The organism is Streptomyces sp. NPDC052496, assembly GCF_040679095.1.
Lineage (GTDB): Bacteria > Actinomycetota > Actinomycetes > Streptomycetales > Streptomycetaceae > Streptomyces.
Window position 1 is genome coordinate 45,219 of sequence record NZ_JBFAUH010000015.1, and the last position, 21,202, is coordinate 66,420.

General features: G+C 73.2%; 20 protein-coding genes. 16 read left to right on the forward strand and 4 right to left on the reverse strand.

The window, feature by feature from the left end; genetic code table 11:
• The first annotated feature begins 34 nt into the window (after positions 1–34).
• A complete protein-coding gene (locus tag AB0L45_RS20770) occupies positions 35–1,336 on the forward strand; it encodes a haloacid dehalogenase-like hydrolase (protein ID WP_365841922.1) in 1,302 nt (433 codons plus the stop codon).
• 18 nt (positions 1,337–1,354) lie between these two features.
• Here the strand turns inward: AB0L45_RS20770 and AB0L45_RS20775 are convergent, their stop codons facing one another.
• The gene (locus AB0L45_RS20775) at positions 1,355–2,572 is read right to left on the reverse strand and encodes an amino acid deaminase/aldolase (protein WP_365841924.1); all 1,218 of its coding nucleotides are present in this window, start codon (positions 2,570–2,572) and stop codon (positions 1,355–1,357) included.
• 224 nt (positions 2,573–2,796) lie between these two features.
• On the opposite strand from AB0L45_RS20775, the gene AB0L45_RS20780 reads away from it, so the two are divergent.
• The 4 genes from AB0L45_RS20780 to AB0L45_RS20795 all read left to right on the forward strand — a co-directional run bounded on the left by AB0L45_RS20780 (position 2,797) and on the right by AB0L45_RS20795 (position 7,074).
• A complete protein-coding gene (locus tag AB0L45_RS20780) occupies positions 2,797–4,038 on the forward strand; it encodes a hypothetical protein (RefSeq protein ID WP_365841926.1) in 1,242 nt (413 codons plus the stop codon).
• Positions 4,035–5,198 carry a type VII secretion-associated serine protease mycosin gene (gene mycP, locus AB0L45_RS20785; RefSeq protein WP_365841928.1) on the forward strand — a complete coding sequence of 388 codons (1,164 nt, stop codon included), beginning with the start codon at positions 4,035–4,037 and terminating at the stop codon, positions 5,196–5,198. Before AB0L45_RS20780 ends, mycP begins: the two co-directional genes overlap by 4 nt.
• Before the next feature lie 283 nt (positions 5,199–5,481).
• Positions 5,482–6,222, forward strand: coding sequence for an SseB family protein (locus AB0L45_RS20790; RefSeq protein WP_365841930.1), 741 nt, complete (start codon positions 5,482–5,484; stop codon positions 6,220–6,222).
• 123 nt (positions 6,223–6,345) lie between these two features.
• Positions 6,346–7,074: an MIP family channel protein gene (locus AB0L45_RS20795; RefSeq protein WP_365841932.1), complete on the forward strand. Its 729-nt coding sequence runs from the start codon at positions 6,346–6,348 to the stop codon at positions 7,072–7,074.
• A gap of 107 nt (positions 7,075–7,181) precedes the next feature.
• Here the strand turns inward: AB0L45_RS20795 and AB0L45_RS20800 are convergent, their stop codons facing one another.
• Positions 7,182–7,580 (reverse strand): DUF1844 domain-containing protein, encoded by a 399-nt coding sequence (locus AB0L45_RS20800; RefSeq protein WP_365841934.1) that lies wholly within the window; start codon positions 7,578–7,580, stop codon positions 7,182–7,184.
• A 421-nt stretch (positions 7,581–8,001) separates the two neighbouring features.
• On the opposite strand from AB0L45_RS20800, the gene infC reads away from it, so the two are divergent.
• From infC to AB0L45_RS20850, 10 genes are all read left to right on the forward strand, one after another.
• Positions 8,002–8,616 carry a translation initiation factor IF-3 gene (gene infC / locus AB0L45_RS20805; protein WP_360135417.1) on the forward strand — a complete coding sequence of 205 codons (615 nt, stop codon included), beginning with the start codon at positions 8,002–8,004 and terminating at the stop codon, positions 8,614–8,616.
• Positions 8,617–8,736: 120 nt separating this feature from the next.
• Positions 8,737–8,931: a 50S ribosomal protein L35 gene (rpmI, locus tag AB0L45_RS20810; protein ID WP_030017691.1), complete on the forward strand. Its 195-nt coding sequence runs from the start codon at positions 8,737–8,739 to the stop codon at positions 8,929–8,931.
• A gap of 102 nt (positions 8,932–9,033) precedes the next feature.
• Entirely contained in the window at positions 9,034–9,417 is a 384-nt protein-coding gene (rplT, locus tag AB0L45_RS20815) for a 50S ribosomal protein L20 (RefSeq protein WP_030017690.1), read from the forward strand.
• 102 nt (positions 9,418–9,519) lie between these two features.
• Positions 9,520–10,374 (forward strand): RNA methyltransferase, encoded by an 855-nt coding sequence (locus AB0L45_RS20820; RefSeq protein WP_365841937.1) that lies wholly within the window; start codon positions 9,520–9,522, stop codon positions 10,372–10,374.
• Between the two features lie 40 nt (positions 10,375–10,414).
• Complete coding sequence (locus tag AB0L45_RS20825) at positions 10,415–11,548, forward strand: PAS domain-containing sensor histidine kinase (protein WP_365841939.1); 1,134 nt, start codon at positions 10,415–10,417, stop codon at positions 11,546–11,548.
• A gap of 141 nt (positions 11,549–11,689) precedes the next feature.
• On the forward strand, positions 11,690–12,814 hold the full coding sequence (pheS, locus tag AB0L45_RS20830; protein ID WP_365841941.1) for a phenylalanine--tRNA ligase subunit alpha: 1,125 nt from the start codon (positions 11,690–11,692) through the stop codon (positions 12,812–12,814).
• The gene (pheT, locus tag AB0L45_RS20835; RefSeq protein WP_365841943.1) at positions 12,814–15,342 is read left to right on the forward strand and encodes a phenylalanine--tRNA ligase subunit beta; all 2,529 of its coding nucleotides are present in this window, start codon (positions 12,814–12,816) and stop codon (positions 15,340–15,342) included. The genes pheS and pheT overlap by 1 nt, the downstream gene beginning before the upstream one ends.
• 314 nt (positions 15,343–15,656) lie before the next feature.
• On the forward strand, positions 15,657–16,883 hold the full coding sequence (locus AB0L45_RS20840; RefSeq protein ID WP_365841945.1) for a PP2C family protein-serine/threonine phosphatase: 1,227 nt from the start codon (positions 15,657–15,659) through the stop codon (positions 16,881–16,883).
• A gap of 131 nt (positions 16,884–17,014) precedes the next feature.
• Entirely contained in the window at positions 17,015–18,352 is a 1,338-nt protein-coding gene (locus AB0L45_RS20845; RefSeq protein ID WP_365841947.1) for a transcriptional regulator, read from the forward strand.
• Between the two features lie 49 nt (positions 18,353–18,401).
• The gene (locus AB0L45_RS20850) at positions 18,402–18,932 is read left to right on the forward strand and encodes an NUDIX domain-containing protein (protein WP_361156361.1); all 531 of its coding nucleotides are present in this window, start codon (positions 18,402–18,404) and stop codon (positions 18,930–18,932) included.
• 42 nt (positions 18,933–18,974) lie between these two features.
• Here the strand turns inward: AB0L45_RS20850 and AB0L45_RS20855 are convergent, their stop codons facing one another.
• Positions 18,975–19,232, reverse strand: a complete 258-nt coding sequence (locus AB0L45_RS20855) for a hypothetical protein (RefSeq protein ID WP_365841949.1) — start codon at positions 19,230–19,232, stop codon at positions 18,975–18,977.
• 554 nt (positions 19,233–19,786) lie between these two features.
• Between AB0L45_RS20855 and AB0L45_RS20860 the strand changes: the two genes are divergently transcribed.
• The gene (locus AB0L45_RS20860; protein ID WP_365841951.1) at positions 19,787–20,131 is read left to right on the forward strand and encodes a hypothetical protein; all 345 of its coding nucleotides are present in this window, start codon (positions 19,787–19,789) and stop codon (positions 20,129–20,131) included.
• Between the two features lie 81 nt (positions 20,132–20,212).
• Here the strand turns inward: AB0L45_RS20860 and AB0L45_RS20865 are convergent, their stop codons facing one another.
• On the reverse strand, positions 20,213–21,070 hold the full coding sequence (locus AB0L45_RS20865) for a 3-hydroxybutyryl-CoA dehydrogenase (RefSeq protein WP_365841953.1): 858 nt from the start codon (positions 21,068–21,070) through the stop codon (positions 20,213–20,215).
• Positions 21,071–21,202 lie beyond the last annotated feature (132 nt).

The following is a 21,202-nucleotide window of genomic DNA, read 5'->3' on the forward strand; positions in this document are numbered from 1 at the left end:
AATGCCGACCTTCCGACCCCACCACCGGAGAACCATGCGCACCAGCCACGCCCTCGCCCTGGGCCTCGCCGCCGCCGCGACCGTCACCACCCTCGCGGCCACCGGACCCGCGGCCGCCGCGACGCCCGCGCACCCCGCGAAGGCCCCGGAGCGTACGAGCTGTCCGCAGCTCTCCAAGAACATCACGTGGTACGGCGACAACCGCGCCAAGATCCAGCGCATGATCGACGAGCGCGGCAGCTGTTCCCATCCGAAGCCGGGCCCCGAAGGCCGCCCCGTCGCCGCCTTCGACTGGGACAACACCGTCGTCAAGAACGACATCTCCGACGCCACCCTCGCCTGGTCGCTCCAGCACGACAAGATCCTGCGCCCCAAGAGCTGGAAGTCCACCAGCCCCTGGATGACCACCGCCGCCGACCGCGCCCTGACCAAGGCGTGCGGCACCTCCGTACCCGTCGGCCGCCCGCTGCGCACCTCGAAGAACGCCGCCTGCGCCGACGAGATCATGGAGATCCGCGGCAAGGCCCGCACCATGGACGGCAAGGCCGCCTTCGCGGGCGAATGGAACCACCGCCGTACCAAGCCGGAGTACGCCTGGATCCCGCAGCTGTTCGCCGGCCTGACCCCGGCCCAGGTCACCTCGTACGCCCAGCAGGCCCGCGCGGAGAACCTGGCCGCCCCGATCGGCGCGAAGCAGACCGTCGGCACCCACGAGCTGGCCGGCTACATCCGGTACTACGACCAGCAGAAGGACCTGATCCGCACCCTCAAGGCGGCCGGCTTCCAGGTCTACATCGTCTCCGCGTCCTCCGAGACCATCGCCGAGGCGTGGTCCGGCGGCGTCGGCGTCGACCGCGCGCACACCATCGGCGTCCGCAGCATCCTGAAGAACGGCCGGTTCACCACCGGCATCCGCGGCTGCGGTGACGTCAAGGACGGCCACGGCGAGGTACTGCCGTACATGGACGGCAAGCGCTGCCTGATCAACCAGGAGATCTTCAAGATCAAGGGCGCCGAGGCATGGCGCTTCCAGGACCCCGCCCACCGCATCGCCCTCGGCGGCGGCGACGCCAACACCGACGTCACCTTCGTCAACGACGCCACCGGCATCCACCTGGCCATCAACCGCAACCAGCCGGAACTGATGTGCCGCGGCTACGACAACGCCGACGGCCGCTGGGTGGTCAACCCCATGTTCATCGAGCCGCTGCCGCGGAAGTCCGGCACGTACCCCTGCGCCACCACCGGCTACACCAACACCGACGGCGGCCCCGGCCCGGTCCGCCGCCCCGACGGCACGGTCGTCCCCGACCAGCGGGACCGCGTCCACGCCTGACCCGCCCGGAGGGCCGCGCTACAGGAAGGTGCGGCCCTCCCCGCGGTACGTCGGCACCGTCGCCACCACCCGGTCGCCCTCGACCAGGTGCAGCTCCGCGAACCGCTCGCACAGCTCACCGGCCTTCGCGTGCCGGAACCACACCTTGTCGCCCAGCCGCAGCCCGTCCGCGGCCGGCCCCAGCAGCGGCGTCTGCACCTCACCGGCCTCCTCCTGCGGGTCGTACCGCAGCCCCTCCGGCAGATACGGCACCGGCGACCGGTCCCGCCCCGCGACACCCGACGCCGGATAGCCGCCGCCCAGCACCGTCACCACGCCCGCACCCGGCCGCCGCACCACCGGCTGGGCGAACAGCGCCGCCGGACGGCCCGTGAACGACCGGAAGTTGTCGAAGAGCCGCGGCACGTACAGCCCCGACCCCGCCGCCACCTCGGTCACCGCCGCCTCCGCGGCCGTGTGCTGCACGCTGCCCGTGCCCCCGCCGTTGACGAACTCCAGGTCCGGCGCCTCCGCCCGCACCGCGCGCACCACCTCCCAGCGCCGCCGCGCCAGATCCCGGCGCGCCGCCGCCTGCATCGCCTGTACGGCCCGCGAGCGCACCGGATGCCCCGCGACCGCGTCCCCCACGCCCGCCACATGCCCCTCGTACGCCATCAGACCCACCACCCGGAACCCCGGACGGCGCGTCACCGCACGCGCCAGCGCGGCCACCTGCTCCGGCCGGTGCACCGGCGACCGGCGCGCGCCGACCCGCACCCGCCCGCCCAGCGGCCGGTACGCGGTGTCCCACTCCAGACACACCCGTACCTCCTCGCCACCGCCCGCCGGACGGGCCGCGTCGATCAGCTCCAGCTGAGCGACGTCATCGACCAGCACGGCGACCGCCGCCGCGAGCTTCGGATCGGCGGTCAGCTCCGCGAACCCGGCCCGGTCCGCCGACGGATACGCCAGCAGCACGTCCCCGAACCCCGACCGGGCCAGCCACAGCGACTCGGCCAGCGTGAAACTCATGATCCCCGCGAAGCCGTCCCGCGCCAGGGCCCGCTCCAGCAGGGCGCGGCAGCGCACCGACTTGCTCGCCACCCGTACCGGCTTGCCCCGCGCCCGCCGCACCAGATCGGCGGCGTTGGCGTCGAACGCCCCCAGATCGACGACGGCCAGCGGCGCGTCCAGACCGGCGGTCGCCCGGTCGAGCCGAGCCCTGTCACCCACTGCGTCGCACGTGTACCGGGACATGGCCCGCAGCCTGCCAGAAGGGGCTACGGGTGGGTAGGGGAGAGAACACGACAGACCGGGCGCCGGACGCCCGGGGCCGGCGGACGAGTTGGAGCACCGGCGGCGCCAGCCCGTAGAGTGGCGGACGCCGCAACCAGCAGGTCAGCGGTGTGATGTCCGGATACGAACCACCCTGCCCCGATTGCTGGTCGGGCCGGGGAACACAGGCGCGAGGGGGAGCGCGGGTGAGCACCGAAGCCGACTTCGCCGACGCGCACCGTCTTCCCCGCACCCCGCCCCAGGCCCCGCAGGTACCGGCACCGCCCGCCGAGGACCCGCACACCGCCGTCCTGCGCCCCGTCCCGGCGGAACGCCCCGCTCCGCCCGTGCCCGGCCCCATGCCGCCCGCCACGCCTCCGGCGGCCCCGCGCGCGACGGCCGACAGCAGCCCGGCACCGGACCACATCCCGCCGCGCCCCGCCCAGCCCCCGACTCCGCCCCGTACGGCAACCACACCCCCGCCGGTCCCCGCCCGGACCCCGGCGGACCGTTCCGCCACGCCCGCCCCCCGCGACACCGCCGCCTTCCACCTCGCCAACAGCGAGGCATTCTGGAACGGCCCGGGCCCGAAGAGCCCGGCCCCCCAGCCACCGGCCGAGACCACACCGCCGCCTCCCACCGGACCCCCGCTCACCGGCCCGCCCGCACCCCCGGCACCGCCGCACGGCGCCAAGGCCTCCCGGCGCACCGCGCTCGCGGCCGCCGGACTCGTCCTCGGCCTGGGCCTCGTCGCGGGCGCCACCGCCGGCACCTGGCTCGCCGGCGACCCGGACGGCAGCCCCGCCGCCGAAGCCGTCTTCGCCCAGGGCCGCGAGGTCTGGCACAGCGCACCCGTCGACACGCTCTTCCCCCGCACCCTGCACGGCCTGGGCACCGGCCCCGGCGGCGCAGACCGCACCTGGACCCGCATCGCCGTCGCCCCCGACAGCGGCTGCGCCGGAGCGTTCGACCCGCTGCTGGCCAAGGCCCTCGCCCCGGTCGGCTGCAACCGCCTGGTACGCGCCACCTACGTGGACGCCACCCGCACCAACGTCGTCACCGCCGGCGCCGTCTCCACCAAGGCCGACCGCACCGCCATGCAGGACCTGCGCCGCCGCTTCGCCAAGGAGCACCTGGACACCCGTACGGACCTGGTGCCCCGCCCGTACGCCGCCGAAGGCACCCCCGCCGCGGGCTTCGGCCCCGCCCAGCGCGCCAGCTGGAGCATCCGCGTCCTCGACGACCTGCCCGTCGTCGTCTACGCCGTCTCCGGCTTCGCCGACGGCCGCGCCGTCGACGACCCGCAGCCCGCCGCCGAAGCCACCCGCGCCGGCGCCACCACCGCCCCCGCCGAAGCCGGACTCGGCCACGACGCCAAGGCCGTCGCCGACCGCGTCGAGCAGACCTTCCGCAAGCAGGCCGCCCAGGGAACCACGGAGCCGCGATGACCAGGAGGCCCCTGCTGCGCGCCGCCGGCGTCGCGCTGTCCGCCGCCGCGCTGGCCGTGCTGCCCGGCCTGCCCGCCCACGCCGACGGCATACGCGCCCAGGAGTGGGCGCTGAACGCCCTGCACACCGACAAGGCCTGGGAGACCACCAAGGGCGCCGGCATCACCGTCGCCGTCCTGGACACCGGCGTCGACGCGGACCACCCCGACCTCCAGGGCCAGGTCCTGCCCGCCAACGACCTGGTCGGCTTCGGCGCCCGCCCCGGCGACAGCTCCTGGGCCGAGCACGGCACCGCCATGTCCGGCATCATCGCGGGCCACGGCCACGGCGCCGACCAGGCCGACGGCGTGATCGGCGTCGCCCCCGAGGCCAAGATCCTCCCCGTCCGGGTGATCCTGGAGGACAGCGACCCGCAGCGGCAGCGCGCCCGCACCGAACGCGCCGGCGCCCTCGCCGACGGCATCCGCTGGGCCACCGACCACGGCGCCGACGTGATCAACCTGTCCCTCGGCGACGACAGCCGCTCCGCCCACCCCGAACCCCGCGAGGACGCCGCCATCCAGTACGCCCTGAGCAAGGGCGTCCCGGTCATCGCCTCGGCCGGCAACGGCGGCAAGGACGGCGACCACGTCTCCTACCCCGCCGCCTACCCCGGCGTGATCGCCGTGACCGCCGTCGACCAGTGGGGCTCACGCGCCAACTTCTCCACCCGCCGCTGGTACGCCACGGTCTGCGCACCCGGCGTCGGCGTCGTCATCGCCAACCCGGACCGCAAGTACTACGAGGGCTGGGGCACCAGCGCCGCGTCCGCCTTCGTCTCCGGCGCGGTGGCGCTCATCCGCTCCGCGCACCCCGGCCTCAGTCCCGCCCAGATCAAGAAGCTCCTCACCGACACCGCCCAGGACGCCCCGGAAGGCGGCCGCAACGACGAACTGGGCGCCGGCCTGGTCGACCCGGCAGCAGCCATAGCGGAAGCCGCCACCCTCAAGCCGACCCCCCAGAAGCCCGAACCGGCCAGCCACACCGAGCCGTACTTCGGCCCCGGCCCGACCACGGGCCCGGACACGGACGACACCCCCTGGCTCCCGTGGACCGCCACCCTCACCGGCCTGGCCCTCATCACCACCTCAGCCATCCTCTGGCGCAAACGCCACACCTGACCCGCACCAAGCCACCCACCGGCCCGCACCAAGCCACCCACCGGTCCGCACCACCGACCCTCCCCACCCCCATCCCACGGAAGGGGGCGGGCCGGAGCGGCCTGCCGCGCAGGCCCGCCCCCGCACCTGACCGCCCCGCGCAGCGGCCACCGCCCGCCGCAGGCGCAACGGACCCGCACCCGCAAGCGGACCGCACCGAGAACCCGACGCAGCCCAGCGCAGCGCACCGGTACCGACCGGCCCAGAAGCCGGGCCCGAACAGCCCAGCGGCTAGGCTCGCCCCGTGCAGCCCAAGAACATCCCCACCTCCGAGTTCTCCGACGACGACGGCTCCGCCGATCCGGAACTGTCGGCCGCCCTGGCAGCCCACGCCGCCGCGCCGGCCGCGGACACCGAGGCCCGCCTCCTCCCGCTGCTGAGCCGGGCCCGCCTCCTCGTCCCCGTCGTAGCCGTCCTCGGTGAGGTGGAGACCGGCCCGGACGGCCTGAAGCGGGAGAAGACCAGCGACATGGCGGTGCCGACGCTCCAGGCCCCCGACGGCCGCCGCGCCCTGCCCGCCTTCACGTCCATGGACACCCTGCACCGCTGGCGCCCGGACGCCCGCCCCGTGGCCGTACCGATGCGCCAGGCCCTGCTCGCCGCCGCGCACGAGAAGGCGGACACGGTCGTCATCGACCTGGCGGGCCCGGCCACGTACCAGCTCACCGGCGCCGCGCTGCGCGCCCTCGCGGAGGGCCGGGAGAGCACCGACCCGCGCGCCGACCCGGCCGTCACCGACGCGCTGCGCGCCCTGCTGGCCGCCGAGCCGGACGTCCTGGCCGCCCGCCTGGACCCCTCGGCGGAGGCCGACGCGACCCTGGCCCTGCGGCTCGCCCCGGAGGCCGCGCCCGCCGCCGTCGCGCAGCGCCTGGCCGAGGCGCTGGCCGCCGACGCGACCCTGCGCTCCCGGCTCGTACGCGGCCTCGACCTGGGCCTGCTGCCGCCGGGCTCCGCACCCGCCGGCGAGCCCTTCTACGAGCGCTGACCCGGCCGGCCCGGCCGACCCGGTCATCAGCGCCGGACCGGCAGGCCGCCCCCGCCGACAGGCGGATCCCCGTGACGGGGCTCACAATGCGAAGAAAGAGCAAGATCCGCGCGAGGAGGCCCCATGGAGACGACAACGGAGACCCGCACGGTCGTATCCGAGTTCCTCGGGACGCTGCTCCTGGTGTTCTTCGCCGTCGGCTCCGCCGTGCTGGCCGGCGAGTACATCGGAACCTTCGGCATCGCCCTGGCATTCGGCTTCACCCTGTTGGCCCTGGCGTACGCGATCGGCCCGATCTCGGGCAGTCACGTCAACCCGGCGGTGACGCTCGGCATGCTGCTGGCCCACCGCATCACCCTGCGTGCGGCGATCGAGTACTGGATCGCCCAGCTGCTGGGCGGCATCGTCGGTGCCGCGCTGCTGTTCCTGGTCGCCAAGCAGGTGCCGGGCCTGAAGACCAGCGAGGCCTTCGGGTCCAACGGGTGGGGTGACCGCTCGGCCGTGCACATCAATCTCGGCGGCGCCTTCGTGGCCGAGATCGTGCTGACGTTCCTGCTGGTGTTCGTGGTGCTCGCGGTCACGCACCGGGTGGCGGTGGTCGGCTTCGACGGCCTGCCGATCGGCCTGGCGCTGGCGGTCGTGCACCTGATCGGCATCCCGCTCACCGGTACGTCGGTGAACCCGGCCCGCAGCATCGGCCCGGCCCTGTTCGCGGGCGGCGGCGCGCTGTCGCAGCTGTGGCTGTTCATCGTGGCGCCCCTGATCGGCGGCGCGCTGGCCGCGGTGGTGCACCAGATCACCCACCCGCCGAACGAACCGAAGCTGGTCGCGGACGAACGGTCCGCCGTCTAGGCGGACGGTCCGCCGCCCGCGCCTAGGCGGACGGTCCGCCGCCCGCGCAGAACGAAAGGGCCGCCCCCGGTGCCGACCGGGAGCGGCCCTCCGACCTGCGCCACGCGCTACCCGTACACCGGTCCCGTGAACTTCTCCCCGGGCCCCTGCCCCGGCTCGTCCGGCACCAGCGACGCCTCGCGGAAGGCGAGCTGCAGCGACTTCAGCCCGTCCCGCAGCGGAGCGGCATGGTACGAGCCGATCTCGGTCGCGCTGGCCGTGACCAGCCCGGCCAGCGCCTGGATGAGCTTGCGGGCCTCGTCCAGGTCCTTGTGCTCGCTGCCTTCCTCGGCGAGCCCGAGGTTGACCGCCGCCGAGGACATCAGGTGCACGGCCACCGTGGTGATCACCTCGACCGCCGGTACGTCCGCGATGTCGCGGGTCATGGCGTCGAAGTCCGGGTTCGCGGGGGCGGCGGATCCGTCCGGGCCGGCCGGTCCGGGCTGCTGCGGGGTCTGGTCACTCATGGCTCGCGCTTCACTTCCTGCTCAGGGGTCGGCTCAACCTTATGGCCCGCCCGCGGGCGGCAGGGGCCCGGCCCCGCGGCTCGCCCACGCGCGCGTGGGGACCGCCGCCGCCACCGACCCCCCGTACGAGTGGGGCTCGACCCCCGGCTCGTGTATTCTGGGACTCCGACCGGTCGAGCACTGACGTGCCCGACCCACAAGTGGAGGCTCCGATCTCCCACCCGAACCGACCTCACGGTCGGCGGGTCAACGGTCTGGCTGCGCCCCGCGGTGACATCGCGGCGGTGCTCCCGATCCATTGAGGAGCCCCGCCTGTGTCCCGTCCGGGGCGTTTTTCGTCTTCCGGCGCGGTTGGTCACATCGAAACAGACGTTACGCGGCAGTCCGCCAGGCCGTCGCGTGGTGCTACCGAGGAGGATCCATCAGCGCCGAGCCCCGCATCAACGACCGGATTCGCGTCCCCGAGGTGCGACTCGTCGGTCCCAGTGGCGAGCAGGTCGGCATCGTGCCGCTTGCCAAGGCCCTGGAGCTTGCGCAGGAGTACGACCTCGACCTGGTCGAGGTGGCGGCGAACGCCCGTCCGCCGGTCTGCAAGCTCATGGACTACGGAAAGTTCAAGTACGAGTCGGCCATGAAGGCCCGTGAAGCGCGCAAGAACCAGGCGCACACGGTCATCAAGGAGATGAAGCTCCGGCCGAAGATCGACCCGCACGACTACGACACCAAAAAGGGTCACGTCGTCCGGTTCCTCAAGCAGGGTGACAAGGTCAAGATCACGATCATGTTCCGTGGTCGCGAGCAGTCCCGCCCCGAGCTGGGCTTCCGACTGCTGCAGCGGCTCGCGGAGGACGTCCAGGACCTCGGGTTCATCGAGTCGAACCCGAAGCAGGACGGCCGCAACATGATCATGGTCCTCGGTCCGCACAAGAAGAAGACCGAGGCGATGGCCGAGGCCCGCGAGGCGCAGGCCGCCCGCAAGGCGGAGCGCCAGGGTTCTGCCCCGGAGCAGGACGTCGAGGAGCCCGCCGAGGCGTGATCCAGGGTGCGAACCCCGGACTGCGCCGGGGTCGCCCCGGACAGCAACCGATACATCTGACGCCCCCGGGCGCCGGTCCCCGGACCGGTGGGGGCGCCATCCAAGAGGAGAGAACGGCGCATGCCGAAGAACAAGACGCACAGCGGTGCCAGCAAGCGCTTCAAGGTCACCGGCTCCGGCAAGGTGATGCGGGAGCGCGCCGGCAAGCGCCACCTGCTCGAGCACAAGTCGTCCCGCGTGACGCGTCGCCTCACCGGCAACGCCGAGATGGCCCCGGGCGACGCCGCGAAGATCAAGAAGCTTCTCGGCAAGTAAGTCCTGACCGCCTCGCCCCCGGCGCGGCACAGGACCTGGACCGGGACTATTCGATTCGGGCCGTGTGAAGACAACCACGGCCCCGCTACAAGGAGTTAACAAGTGGCACGCGTCAAGCGGGCAGTCAACGCCCACAAGAAGCGCCGGGCGATCCTCGAGCAGGCCAGCGGCTACCGCGGCCAGCGTTCCCGCCTCTACCGCAAGGCGAAGGAGCAGGTCACCCACTCCCTCGTCTACAACTACAACGACCGCAAGAAGCGCAAGGGCGACTTCCGTCAGCTGTGGATCCAGCGCATCAACGCCGCTGCCCGCGCCAACGGCATGACCTACAACCGCTTCGTGCAGGGTCTGAAGGCCGCCAACATCGAGGTGGACCGCAAGATCCTGGCCGAGCTCGCGGTCAACGACTCCAACGCGTTCGCCGCGCTGGTCGAGGTGGCCCAGAAGGCGCTGCCGAGCGACGTCAACGCCCCGAAGGCCGCCTGAACCACGGCCTGAGGCACGTTTGTCACGGACCCGCAGGCCCCGGCCTGCGGGTCCGCCGCTTTTCCGCACGCCCCACCCGACCGAAGAAGTGAGCCGCCGCCCATGGGCACCCCCGAGTTGATCTCCCCGCGTTCCGCACGCGTCGCCGCCGCCCGGCGGCTGGCCCGCCGTAACTTCCGCGGCAAGGAGCGCCGGTTCATCGCCGAGGGCCCGCAGGCCGTACGGGAAGCCGTCGAGCACCGCTCCGGCGGCGAGCGCACGCTCGTCGAGCTGTTCGCCACCCCCGAGGCCGCCGAGCGGCACGCGGAGATCGTCACCGCGGTACGGGCGGCCGGCGTACCGGTCCGCTTCGCCGACGACGCGACCATCGCCGACCTCTCCCAGACCGTCACCCCGCAGGGCCTGCTCGGCGTCTGCCGGTTCCTGGACTCGCCCTTCGAGGAGATCCTGGCCGCCCGGCCGAAGCTGGTCGCGGTGCTCGCCAACGTACGCGACCCCGGCAACGCCGGTACGGTGCTGCGCTGCGCGGACGCCGCGGGCGCCGACGCGGTGGTGCTCACCGACGCCTCCGTGGACCTGTACAACCCCAAGTCGGTACGCGCCTCGGTCGGTTCGCTCTTCCACCTGCCGGTCGCCGTGGGCGTACCGGTCGAGCAGGTCGTCGGCGGGCTGCGGGACGCGGGCGTACGCATCGTGGCGGCCGACGGCGCGGGCGCCGCCGACCTGGACGCCGAGCTGGACGCGGGCACCATGAGCGGCCCGACGGCCTGGGTGTTCGGCAACGAGGCGTGGGGGCTGCCGGAGGAGACCCGCGCACTGGCGGACGCCGTGGTACGCGTCCCCATCCACGGCAAGGCCGAGAGCCTCAACCTGGCCACCGCGGCCGCCGTCTGCCTGTACGCCTCCGCCCGCGCCCAGCGCACCACCGGAGGGTGCCGCTCCGCCTCGCAGCACTAGTAGTGTTGCGTGCCCGGGGGACCGGAAGGGGGTAGCGGGGATGAGTACGAGGGCATCCGGTACGACGGTCGCCGCCGGCCCCTGTCCGGACGGCGGCCCCCTGCCCCGCGCGGCCGGCCTCACCGGCGCCGGACTCGAACCGGACGACCTGCCCGACGGCCTGGTCGTCGCCGACGAGACCGGCCGGGTGATCTGCTTCAACGCCGCCGCGGCCCGGATCACCGCCATCGACCCGCACGACGCGCTGGGCCGCCCCCTGGAGAAGGCGCTGCCGCTCCAGGACATCGAGGGCCGCCGCTGGTGGCAGCTGACCGACCCGTACGGGGGACTGGCCATCCGCAGCGGCCAGCCGGAGCGCAACCTGTTGCTCGGCGGCCGTGAGGTGCTGGTCTCCGCGCGGTACGTGCGCAGCCACCCCACCGGCCCGGTCCGGCGGCTGGTCGTCGCGCTGCGCGGCACCGAGGCGCGGCGCCGCACCGAACTGAGCCACGCCGAGCTGATCGCCACCGTCGCCCACGAGCTGCGTTCGCCGCTCACCTCGGTGAAGGGCTTCACCGCCACCCTGCTGCAGAAGTGGGAGCGCTTCACCGACGACCAGAAGCGGCTGATGCTGGAGACCGTGGACGCGGACGCCAACCGCGTCACCCGGCTGATCGCCGAGCTGCTGGACATCTCCCGCATCGACTCCGGCCGCCTGGAGGTGCGCCGCCAGCGGGTGGACATGACCGCCGCGGTACGCCGGCACGTCCAGGCGCAGACGACGGCGGGCCAGGCGCCCGACCGCTTCCTGATCCGGACGGTCGAGCCGCTGCCCGATCTGTGGGCGGACCCGGACAAGGTCGACCAGGTGCTGGGCAACCTGCTGGAAAACGCGGTGCGGCACGGCGCGGGAACCGTCACCATCGAGGTGGCACCCGCATCGAGCGGCTCCGGAGCGGAAGGGACGAGCGTCACCGTGAGCGACGAGGGCCCCGGCATCCCCGAGGAGTCGATGAGCCGCGTCTTCACCCGCTTCTGGCGGGGCAGCAAGCGCGGCGGCACGGGCCTGGGCCTCTACATCGTCAAGGGCATCGTCGAGGCCCACGGCGGCACGATCACGGTCGGCCGGGCGCCCGCAGGCGGCGCCCTGTTCCGATTTATCCTGCCCGTCGGGACGCCGGCCTTCATGGCCTGAGCGGCACCCGGCGGGCCCACCCCCGTCGGGGCTCGGATGAGGCGCGGCCGCCCTGCCCCGTAGACTGCACCTTTGGCACCTTTGGCACTGCACACGTCGGGGGCAAGCCGCGCGCCAAGCCCATCGGAAGCACGGGAAGAGATGTCCGCACCCAATAAGTCGTACGACCCTGTCGAGGTCGAGGCCCTGAAACCGGAAGAGATCGCCCGCATGCGGGACGAGGCGCTCGCCGCCATCGCCGCCGCCGGTGACCTCCAGGAGCTCCACGAGGTGAAGGTCGCGCAGACCGGCGGCACCTCGCCGCTGGCGCTGGCCAACCGCGAGATCGGCGCGCTGCCGCCGCAGGCCAAGGCCGAGGCCGGCAAGCGCGTCGGCCAGGCCCGCGGCCAGGTGAGCCAGGCGCTCAAGAAGCGCCAGGAGGAGCTGGAGGCGGAGCGCGACGCCCGGGTGCTGGTCGAGGAGGCGGTGGACGTCACGCTGCCGTACGACCGCGTCCGGCCGGGCGCCCGGCACCCGCTCACCACCCTGTCCGAGCGGATCGAGGACGTCTTCGTGGCCATGGGCTACGAGGTCGCCGAGGGCCCCGAGGTCGAGTCGGAGTGGCTGAACTTCGACGCCCTGAACCTCTCGCCCGACCACCCGGCCCGCACCACGCACGACACGTTCTTCGTCGAGAACGCCGCGACCGGCGCCGACCAGTCCGGTGTGGTGCTGCGCACCCACACCTCGCCCGTGCAGATCCGGTCGATGCTCGACCGCGAGCCGCCGCTGTACGTGGTCTGCCCCGGCCGCGTCTACCGCACCGACGAGCTGGACGCCACCCACACCCCGGTGTTCTCGCAGGTCGAGCTGCTCGCCATCGACGAGGGCCTGACCATGGCGGACCTCAAGGGCACCCTGGACCACATGGTCGAGGCGCTCTTCGGCGAGGGGATGCAGACCCGGCTGCGGCCGAACTACTTCCCGTTCACCGAGCCGTCCGCCGAGATGGACATGGTCTGCTACGTCTGCCGCGGCGCCTCCGTCGGCGACCCGGAGCGCCCGTGCCGCACCTGCTCCAGCGAGGGCTGGATCGAGCTGGGCGGCTGCGGCATGGTCAACCCGCGGGTGCTGGTGGCCTGCGGCGTCGACCCGGAGAAGTACAGCGGATTCGCCTTCGGGTTCGGCATCGAGCGGATGCTGATGTTCCGCCACAACGTCGAGGACATGCGAGACATGGTCGAAGGTGACGTCCGGTTCACCCGGCCTTTCGGGATGGAGATCTGATGCGGGCCCCGCTTTCCTGGCTGCGGGAATACGTCGACCTGCCGGACGGCGAAACCGGCCGTGACGTACAGGCCAAGCTCATCGCCAGCGGCCTGGAGGTCGAGACCGTCGAGCAGCTGGGCGCCGGCCTCAAGGGCCCCCTGGTCGTCGGCAAGGTCCTGACCATCGAGGAGCTGGAGGGCTTCAAGAAGCCGATCCGCTTCTGCACGGTCGACGTCGGCCAGGCCAACGGCACCGGTGAGCCGCAGGAGATCGTCTGCGGCGCGCGCAACTTCGCGGTCGGCGACAAGGTCGTCGTGGTGCTCCCCGGCGCCACCCTGCCCGGCGACTTCAAGATCGCCGCGCGCAAGACGTACGGCAAGGTCTCGCACGGCATGATCTGCTCGGGCGACGAGCTGGGCATGGGCGACGACGGCAGCGGCGGCATCATCGTGCTGCCTCCGGAGTACGAGCCCGGCACCGACGCCATCGAGCTGCTCCAGCTCGTCGACGAGGTCCTGGACATCGCCGTCACCGCCAACCGCGGCGACTGCCTGTCCATGCGCGGCATCGCCCGCGAGGCCGCCATCGCCTACGGCCTGCCGCTGCGCGACCCCGCGCTGCTGGACGTGCCGCCGCCGAACTCCTTCGGCTACCCGGTCAAGGTCGCCGACCCGATGGGCTGCGACCGCTTCACGGCCCGTACGGTCGTCGGGCTCGACCCGGAGGCGCGCTCCCCGATCTGGCTCCAGCGCCGCCTGCAGAAGGCCGGCATGCGCCCGATCTCGCTCGCCGTCGACGTCACCAACTACGTGATGCTGGAGCTCGGCCAGCCGCTGCACGCCTACGACCGCACCCGGGTGGACGGCACGATCGGCGTGCGCCGCGCGGAGCCCGGCGAGAAGCTGACGACCCTGGACGGCACGAAGCGCGTCCTGGACGCCGGTGACCTGGTCATCACCGACAACCGCGGCCCCATCGGCCTCGCGGGTGTCATGGGCGGCGCCAACACCGAGATCGCCGACGCGGTGGCCGACCCGGAGACCGGCGTGGTCGACGGCACCACCGAGGTCGTCATCGAGGCCGCGCACTTCGACGCGGTCTCCATCGCCCGGACGGCCCGCCGCCACCGGCTGACCTCCGAGGCGTCCAAGCGCTTCGAGCGCGGCGTGGACCCGCAGGCCGCGTCCGCCGCGGCGCAGCGCACCGTCGACCTGCTGGTGCTGCTCGCGGGCGGCACCGCCGAGGCCGGTGTCACCGAGGTCGTCTCGCCCAGCGGGCCGCGCACCATCACCGTGCGCGCGGACCACCCGGACCGCGTCGCGGGCGTCACGTACGGCCGGGAGACCGTCGTACGCCGCCTCCAGCAGGTCGGCTGCGACGTGTACGGCCAGGACGAGCTGGTCGTGACGGTGCCGTCCTGGCGGCCCGACCTGACCGACCCGAACGACCTCGCCGAAGAGGTCATCCGCCTGGAGGGCTACGAGAACCTGCCCTCCACGCTGCCGAAGCCCCCCGCCGGACGCGGCCTGACCGAGCGTCAGCGCCTGCACCGCCGGGTCGGCCGCGCACTGGCCGGCGCCGGTTACGCCGAGGCGCTGAACTACCCGTTCATCGGCGAGCCGGTGCTCGACCAGCTCGGCATCGAGGACGACGACCCCCGCCGGCAGACCGTGCGGCTGGTCAACCCGCTCTCCGACGAGGAGCCGCTGCTCCGTACGACGCTGATCCCGGGCCTGCTGACCGCGCTGCGCCGCAACGACGGCCGGGGCTCGCACGACCTGGCGCTCTTCGAGACCGGCCTGGTCTTCCGGTCGACCGGTGACGAGCGGCCGTCCGTGCGGCTGCCCGTCGACCGCCGGCCGAGCGACGAGCAGATCGCCGCGCTCGACGCCGCGCTGCCCGAGCAGCCGCGCCGCGTCGCGGTGGTGTTCGCCGGCGCCCGCGAGCAGGACGGCTGGTGGGGCAAGGGCCGCCCGGCCACCTGGGCGGACGCCGTCGAGGCGGGCCGCATCGTGGCGCGCGAGGCGGGCGTCGAGCTGATCGTGCGCCAGGACCAGCACGCGCCGTTCCACCCGGGCCGCTGCGCGGCGCTGCTCGCCGTGATCGACGGCGAGGAGGTGCTCGTCGGCAACGCCGGTGAGCTGCACCCGCGCGTCACCAAGGCGCTCGGCCTGCCGGAGCGCACCGGCGCGATGGAGATCGACCTGGACCGCCTGGAGCGGGCCGGCCAGGGCGTCGTCCAGGCGCCGCGGATCTCCACCTTCCCGGTCGCCACCCAGGACGTCGCGCTGATCGTGGACGCGTCGGTCCCGGCGGCGGAGGTCGAGACGGCGCTCCGCTCCGGCGCGGGTGACCTGCTCGAAGAGCTGCGGCTGTTCGACGTGTTCACCGGCGAGCAGGTCGGCGAGGGCAAGAAGTCGCTGGCCTACGCGCTGCGCTTCCGGGCGCCGGACCGCACGCTGACCGCCGACGAGGCGTCCGCCGCCCGTGACGCGGCGATCGCCGCCGCGGTCGAGCGGACGGGGGCGGTGCTGCGCGGCGCGTGAGCCACGCGCTGTCGGCGCCGTACGCCACGGCAACCCCACCGGGGCCCGGTGACGAACCTCAGGTTCGTCACCGGGCCCCGGTGCGTTTCCTCTGCTGTCACCCGTTCGAGTGAGATCAGAGCGCAAAGTGTCCGTTTGACCACACCCGGTCGCAAGAATCGTCATCGGACGATGCGGCTTGCTCAGACAGAGGGTCTGCCGCGGGGCAAGGGCATGCCGTCGCACTCCCGTAGCCGGCCCTAGGGGCACGGGACGTCGACGACAGGTCTCAGGGCAGGGCCGACCGCCTCGATGGTTGCTGGGGGAGCATCGGCATGATCCGAACCTGGGCGCGGCGGGACGGCGGGTGCCTGCCGCGGGCCGCGCGGCTCCGGCGGGCCCTCGTCTTCGTGCTGCCCGGCCTGTGGGTGCTCGGCGTACTGCTCTGGGAGCTGTGCACCTCCGCCGAAGGCCAGTTCCTCCAGCTCCTCGCCGCGGCCCCCGCCATAGCCTGCGCCGGCACCGGCCGGCGTCAGTGTGTCGTGCTCGGCGGCCTGTGCGCCCTGCTCGCGCTGCTCCCGTTCGGGACGTCCCCCGGCGTGCACACCCTCACCCGTGTCGGCACCTGCTGCGCGGTTCTCGTGGTCGTCGCCGCCAGCTATCTGACCGCGGGACGCCGCCTGCGCCTGCTGCGGGAACTGGAGCGTACGAAGGAAGTGGCGACGGCCGCGCAGCGGGTGCTGCTGCGTCCGCTGCCCGCGCGCGTCGACGGCATCGTGGTCGCCGCTGACCACCTGGCGGCGGGCGAGGCGGCGACGGTCGGCGGCGATCTGTACGACGTGGTGGCCACGCGGCACGGCGTACGGGTCGTCATCGGCGACGTGCGCGGCCACGGCCTGGGCGCCCTGGGCACGGTCGCCGCGGTGCTCGGCAGCTTCCGTGAGGCGGCCCACGACGAGCCGGACCTCGGCGGTGTGCTGCGGCGTCTGGAGCGTGCCCTGCAACGGCACCTGCGCGAGCGGGCCCGCGCCGAGCACCCGTCGGCGGGCGGCGGGGAGCCGGACAACCCGCTCTCCGAGGAGTTCGTGACGCTGTTGCTGGTGGAGATCGCCCGGGACGGCGCCGTACGGACCCTGAACTGCGGGCACCCGTGGCCGTACCGGCTCAGCCGCAGCGGCGCGCTGCCGGACGCGCCCGGCGAACCGATGCCGCCGCTCGGCCTCTTCCCGCTCCCCGCCGAGCTGCCGCTGACGGACTGTCCGCCGCTGCTGCCCGGCCAGGCGATCTTCCTGCACACGGACGGGGTGACGGACGCCCGGGACGCCGACGGCACGTTCTTCCCGCTGCCGCGGGCGCTGGACGACAGTGTCCGCTCGGTCCGGGACTGCCGCGCCGCCGCGCTGGTGGAAGACGTACGGGCCGCGCTGCTGCGCCACTCCGGCGGGCGGCTGTGCGACGACGTGGCGCTGCTGGTGCTGTGCAACGACCGCCTGCGGGTACCCGCCCAGGCGGACGCGGCGGCCCTGGCGCGCGGGCGTGTCCGGGCAGGGCGGGCGGAGTGAAGCAGGGCGCGACCGGTTCACACCCCGTGTGAAGGGTGCTTCATTACGCTGATCGCAGGGGGAGTTGAGTCGACAAGTCTACGAGTGGCCGTCCCGGCCGGCGGGCGGGGCGGCCCCGTCAGGAGGGCACCATGGAGCCCAACAGCCTGCTCGACGCGATCCTCGACGAGGCAGGCATCTCGCACGCCGGACTGGCGCTGCACGTCAACCAGCTCGGCCGGCAGCGCGGCCTCGCGCTGCGCTACGAACACACGGCCGTGGCCCGGTGGCTGAAGGGCCAGCGGCCACGGGGCCAGGTACCCGACCTGATCTGCGAAGTCCTCAGCGAGCGGCTGCACCGGGCGGTGGGCCTGGACGACATCGGACTGAGCCGGCCGGGCGTGCGCCGCGCCCCGGACACGCCGCTCTCCGGCTTCGTCGAACGGGCCACCGCCCTGTGGCGCTCCGACGAACAGCAGCGCCCCCACGTCCTGTCCGCCCCCGCCCTCACCGGTACCTCGGCGGTCATCCCCGTCTGGGAGTGGGAGAACCCGCCCGAGGACTCCGACGTGTCCCGGCAGGGCCTGACCAGGGTCTCCATGGCGGACATCGAAATGCTCCGCGCGGCGCGTACGCACTACGAGCAGATGTACCGGAAGGCGGGTGGTATCGCGACGAGAACGCGGATCGTGGGATTCCTCAACACCGAGGCGGCGCCGCTGCTGCGCGGCAGCTACACCGACGCGACGGGACGCCAGCTCCACCGGGCCACCGGCGGACTGGTGGCCGTCGCGGGAATCTGTGCGTACGACTCGGACGCCCTCGGGCTGGCCCAGCGCTACTTCCACCAGGCGCTGCGGCTGGCCAAGGCGAGCGGGGACCGGGGGCTCGGCGCGTACGTCATCGCGCTGCTGGTCAACCAGTCCCTGTTCGTACGGGAGTACCGCCAGGCGGTCGCCTTCGCGGAGGCGGCCCTGCGGGCGGCGGGGCCGCAGATCACCCCGGCGCTCGCGGCGGATCTCTACGCCATGCAGGCCAAGGCGTACGCACGCCTGGGGGACGGCGCCAGCGCGCTCTCCTGCATCCGGCGGGCGGAGGCCGCGGCCGAGCGCATACGCCCTGGTCAGGAACCCGACGAAACGGATTACGTCCAGCCGGGCCTGGTGAACGTCCAAGTGGCGGAGGCACTGCTGAGCCTGGGCGACCTGCGGGCCGCCCGGGCCCACGCGGACGCCGCCGTCGACACCCCCGCGCACGACCGGGGCCGGGTCCACCGGCTGGCCATGCTCACCCATATCGAGCTGCGCCAAGGGGACGCGGACCAGGCTGTGGCCAACGCCGCGCAGATGACCGAACAGGCGCGGGGAATGGAGTCGCAGCGGTTACGGGACCGGCTGCGGGCGGTGCGCGAGCACCTGGCCGAGACCGGAGGTTCCGCCACCGACGAAGCTGCCGATCTGATCGACGAGGCGCTGCGCGTTCCACTGTGAGGCCGGCCCGTGTCACCTTGCCGGCTCAACGGCGGAAGGTGGCACTTACGTGCGATGGAAGAATCTCAGTGAGCAGACCGTGTACGAGAACCGCTGGTTCCGGGTCAACCTCGCCGATGTCGAACTCCCCGACGGCCGCCACCTGGATCACTTCCTGATCCGGTTGCGGCCCGTCGCCGTGGCCACAGTGGTCAACGAGGCCAACGAGGTGCTGCTGCTGTGGCGGCACCGCTTCATCACCGACACCTGGGGATGGGAACTCGCCGCAGGGGTGGTCGAGGACGGCGAGGACATCGCCGCCGCGGCCGCCCGGGAGATGGAGGAGGAGACCGGGTGGCGCCCCGGCCCCCTCGAACACCTCCTCTCCGTGGAGCCGTCCAACGGCCTCACGGACGCCCGGCACCACATCTTCTGGTCCGACCGGGGCGCGTACGTGGGCCATCCCGAGGACGACTTCGAGTCCGACAAACGGGAGTGGGTTCCCCTGAAACTGGTACCGGACATGATCGCGCGAGGGGAGGTGCCGGCCGCCAACATGGCGGCCGCTCTGCTGCTGCTGCATCACATCCGGCTGGGGTGACCCGGGCCGCGGCGCGTCCGGTGCGCCGCCGGCCCGCCGGCCTCAGCGCCCCATCGCCTGCCATACGGCGATCGCCAGCGCCGCGAGCCCCGTGAGTGCGGCGATGGAGGGCAGCGGCCAGCGGCCGTGCTCCAACCGCGTGACGCGGGCCTGCAGGTCGCCCGCGTCACGCTCGTTCTGTTCGGAGCGCTGCGCGAGCAGCGCGAGTTGGCCGTCGACACGTGCGGTCCGCACATCCAGGCAGCGTCTCAACTCCGCCGTATCGGTGGCAACCAGGTCGGGTTCGGGGTGGGCGGTCACGGTCCGCTCCTCTTTCCTCTCTCGGGCGGGACTTCGTTGTCCATACGCGCACCAGTCAACTGCCTCGGCACGTACCGCGGGAGCGTGTGCGGGACGAATATGCGGGTCTGCCGCGCACACCCCGTGTGAAGTCACCCGCCGTGACGGCCCCCGAGGGAGTGCGGACTTCACACGGGGTGTGAACCGCGCACCACAAGAGGCCCCGTTCACACGGTCCCGGCCGGGCCCCGCAAGGCCGACGCTGGATTCCAACGGGGGCCGCTGCCGGTGGACGGGCGCCCATCGGCCGGTTGTCCGCCCGCCGTCTTTCCCCCGAGCGGCGGGCGGACCACAACGGGGGACGCCACTCAGGGGACCGAAAGGACGGCGGGCGGCACACACGGTCGCGGGCATCACACCGGCGACGCGGAAAAGGGCGGGCTCGGGGGGTCGGGTCCGCCCTTACGCGGGGGTGGGGCGTGCGGTGCGCGGCCGGGGCTCCGCTCTAGGCGACCGGCGAGTAGGGGCGTAACGTCCAAGTATTGGTGCATTAAGCACGATTTGGGAGGTGCGCCATGACCACACACCCCTCCCAGGGGTGGGCCGCTCCCACCCCGCCGCCTCCGGCGGACCGGCCGCACCGGTCCTGGCGTCCGCACTGGCGGATCATGACGTGGGTGGTGCTCGCCTTCAACGTCCTCATGCTGATCTGGCTGATCGCGGGACTCAACGCCGCCGGTGACGCGGAGGACTGCGGCGCGCAGACCGGCGACGCGCTCCGGCTGTGCCAGGACGTGAACGACGCGGGTACGGCCGTCGGCGTCTGGTTCCTGATCATGCTCTGGGCCGCGGGGGCGGTGATCCTGGGAGTGATCTGGCTGGTGACGGGCTCGATGGCCAAGCGCGGGACACGGCGGTGACGGTGCTGCCGTGGCATGACGCGCGAGGGCCGCTCCCGGGTGGGGGAGCGGCCCTCGCGCCGTGGTACCGCGGGCTGCGGATCAGTACGGGTAGAACCCCGACCCCGTCTTGCGCCCGAGGCGCCCCGCGTCGACCATGCGGGCGAGCAGTGGGGGAGCGGCGTACAGGGGCTCCTTGTACTCCTCGTACATGGAGGCGGCTACCGAGGCTACGGTGTCCAGGCCGATCAGGTCGGAGAGCTTGAGCGGGCCCATCGGGTGGGCGCAGCCCATCTCCATGCCGTTGTCGATGTCCTCGCGGCTGGCGATGCCGGACTCGAACATCCGGATCGCCGAGAGCAGGTACGGGATCAGCAGCGCGTTGACGACGAAGCCGGAGCGGTCCTGGGCGCGGATCGCGTGCTTGCCCAGGACGTTCTGGACCAGCGCCTCGGCGCGCTTGATCGTCTCCTCGCCGGTGGTCAGCGCGGGGATCAGCTCGACCAGCTTCTGCACCGGCGCCGGGTTGAAGAAGTGGATGCCGATGACCTGGTCGGGGCGGGAGGTGGCGACGGCCAGCTTCACCAGCGGGATGGAGGAGGTGTTGGAGGCCAGGATCGCGTCCGGGCGGGTCACCACCTGGTCGAGGACCTGGAAGATCTCCGTCTTGACCTGTTCGTTCTCCACGACCGCCTCGATGACGAGGTCGCGGTCGGCGAACTCGCCGAGGTCGGTGGTGAAGCTGAGCCGGCCGAGCGTCGCGTCCCGCTCCGCGACGGTGATCTTGCCGCGCTCGGCGGCCTTGCCGAGGGAGTTGGTCAGCCGCGTACGGCCCAGCTCCAGCGCCTCGCCGGTGGTCTCAGCGACCATCACGTCCAGGCCGGAGCGGGCGCACACCTCGGCGATACCGGCGCCCATCTGGCCGCAGCCCACCACTCCGACGCGTTCGATGTCGGTCACATCGTGCCTTTCGCTGATCTCGGGGTCCGGCGGGGGCGCGCGGGGCCGTCCGTGTCAGCGGCAGGGCCCCGGCGTCCGCCTCGGCCCCGACGTTACTCCGCGGGATGCTGTGCAGCGGGGGCAGGGGCGGGC

What these genes read in the sequence shown, in the direction of transcription:
- AB0L45_RS20840 (WP_365841945.1), top strand. Translation starts at nt 15,657, where the DNA reads ATGATCCGAACCTGGGCGCGGCGGGACGGCGGGTGCCTGCCGCGGGCC.
- pheS (WP_365841941.1), top strand. Translation starts at nt 11,690, where the DNA reads ATGTCCGCACCCAATAAGTCGTACGACCCTGTCGAGGTCGAGGCCCTG.
- AB0L45_RS20845 (WP_365841947.1), top strand. Translation starts at nt 17,015, where the DNA reads ATGGAGCCCAACAGCCTGCTCGACGCGATCCTCGACGAGGCAGGCATC.
- mycP (WP_365841928.1), top strand. Translation starts at nt 4,035, where the DNA reads ATGACCAGGAGGCCCCTGCTGCGCGCCGCCGGCGTCGCGCTGTCCGCC.
- AB0L45_RS20775 (WP_365841924.1), bottom strand. Translation starts at nt 2,572, where the DNA reads ATGTCCCGGTACACGTGCGACGCAGTGGGTGACAGGGCTCGGCTCGAC.
- AB0L45_RS20770 (WP_365841922.1), top strand. Translation starts at nt 35, where the DNA reads ATGCGCACCAGCCACGCCCTCGCCCTGGGCCTCGCCGCCGCCGCGACC.
- pheT (WP_365841943.1), top strand. Translation starts at nt 12,814, where the DNA reads ATGCGGGCCCCGCTTTCCTGGCTGCGGGAATACGTCGACCTGCCGGAC.
- AB0L45_RS20800 (WP_365841934.1), bottom strand. Translation starts at nt 7,580, where the DNA reads ATGAGTGACCAGACCCCGCAGCAGCCCGGACCGGCCGGCCCGGACGGA.
- AB0L45_RS20825 (WP_365841939.1), top strand. Translation starts at nt 10,415, where the DNA reads ATGAGTACGAGGGCATCCGGTACGACGGTCGCCGCCGGCCCCTGTCCG.
- AB0L45_RS20860 (WP_365841951.1), top strand. Translation starts at nt 19,787, where the DNA reads ATGACCACACACCCCTCCCAGGGGTGGGCCGCTCCCACCCCGCCGCCT.
- AB0L45_RS20795 (WP_365841932.1), top strand. Translation starts at nt 6,346, where the DNA reads ATGGAGACGACAACGGAGACCCGCACGGTCGTATCCGAGTTCCTCGGG.
- AB0L45_RS20820 (WP_365841937.1), top strand. Translation starts at nt 9,520, where the DNA reads ATGGGCACCCCCGAGTTGATCTCCCCGCGTTCCGCACGCGTCGCCGCC.
- rpmI (WP_030017691.1), top strand. Translation starts at nt 8,737, where the DNA reads ATGCCGAAGAACAAGACGCACAGCGGTGCCAGCAAGCGCTTCAAGGTC.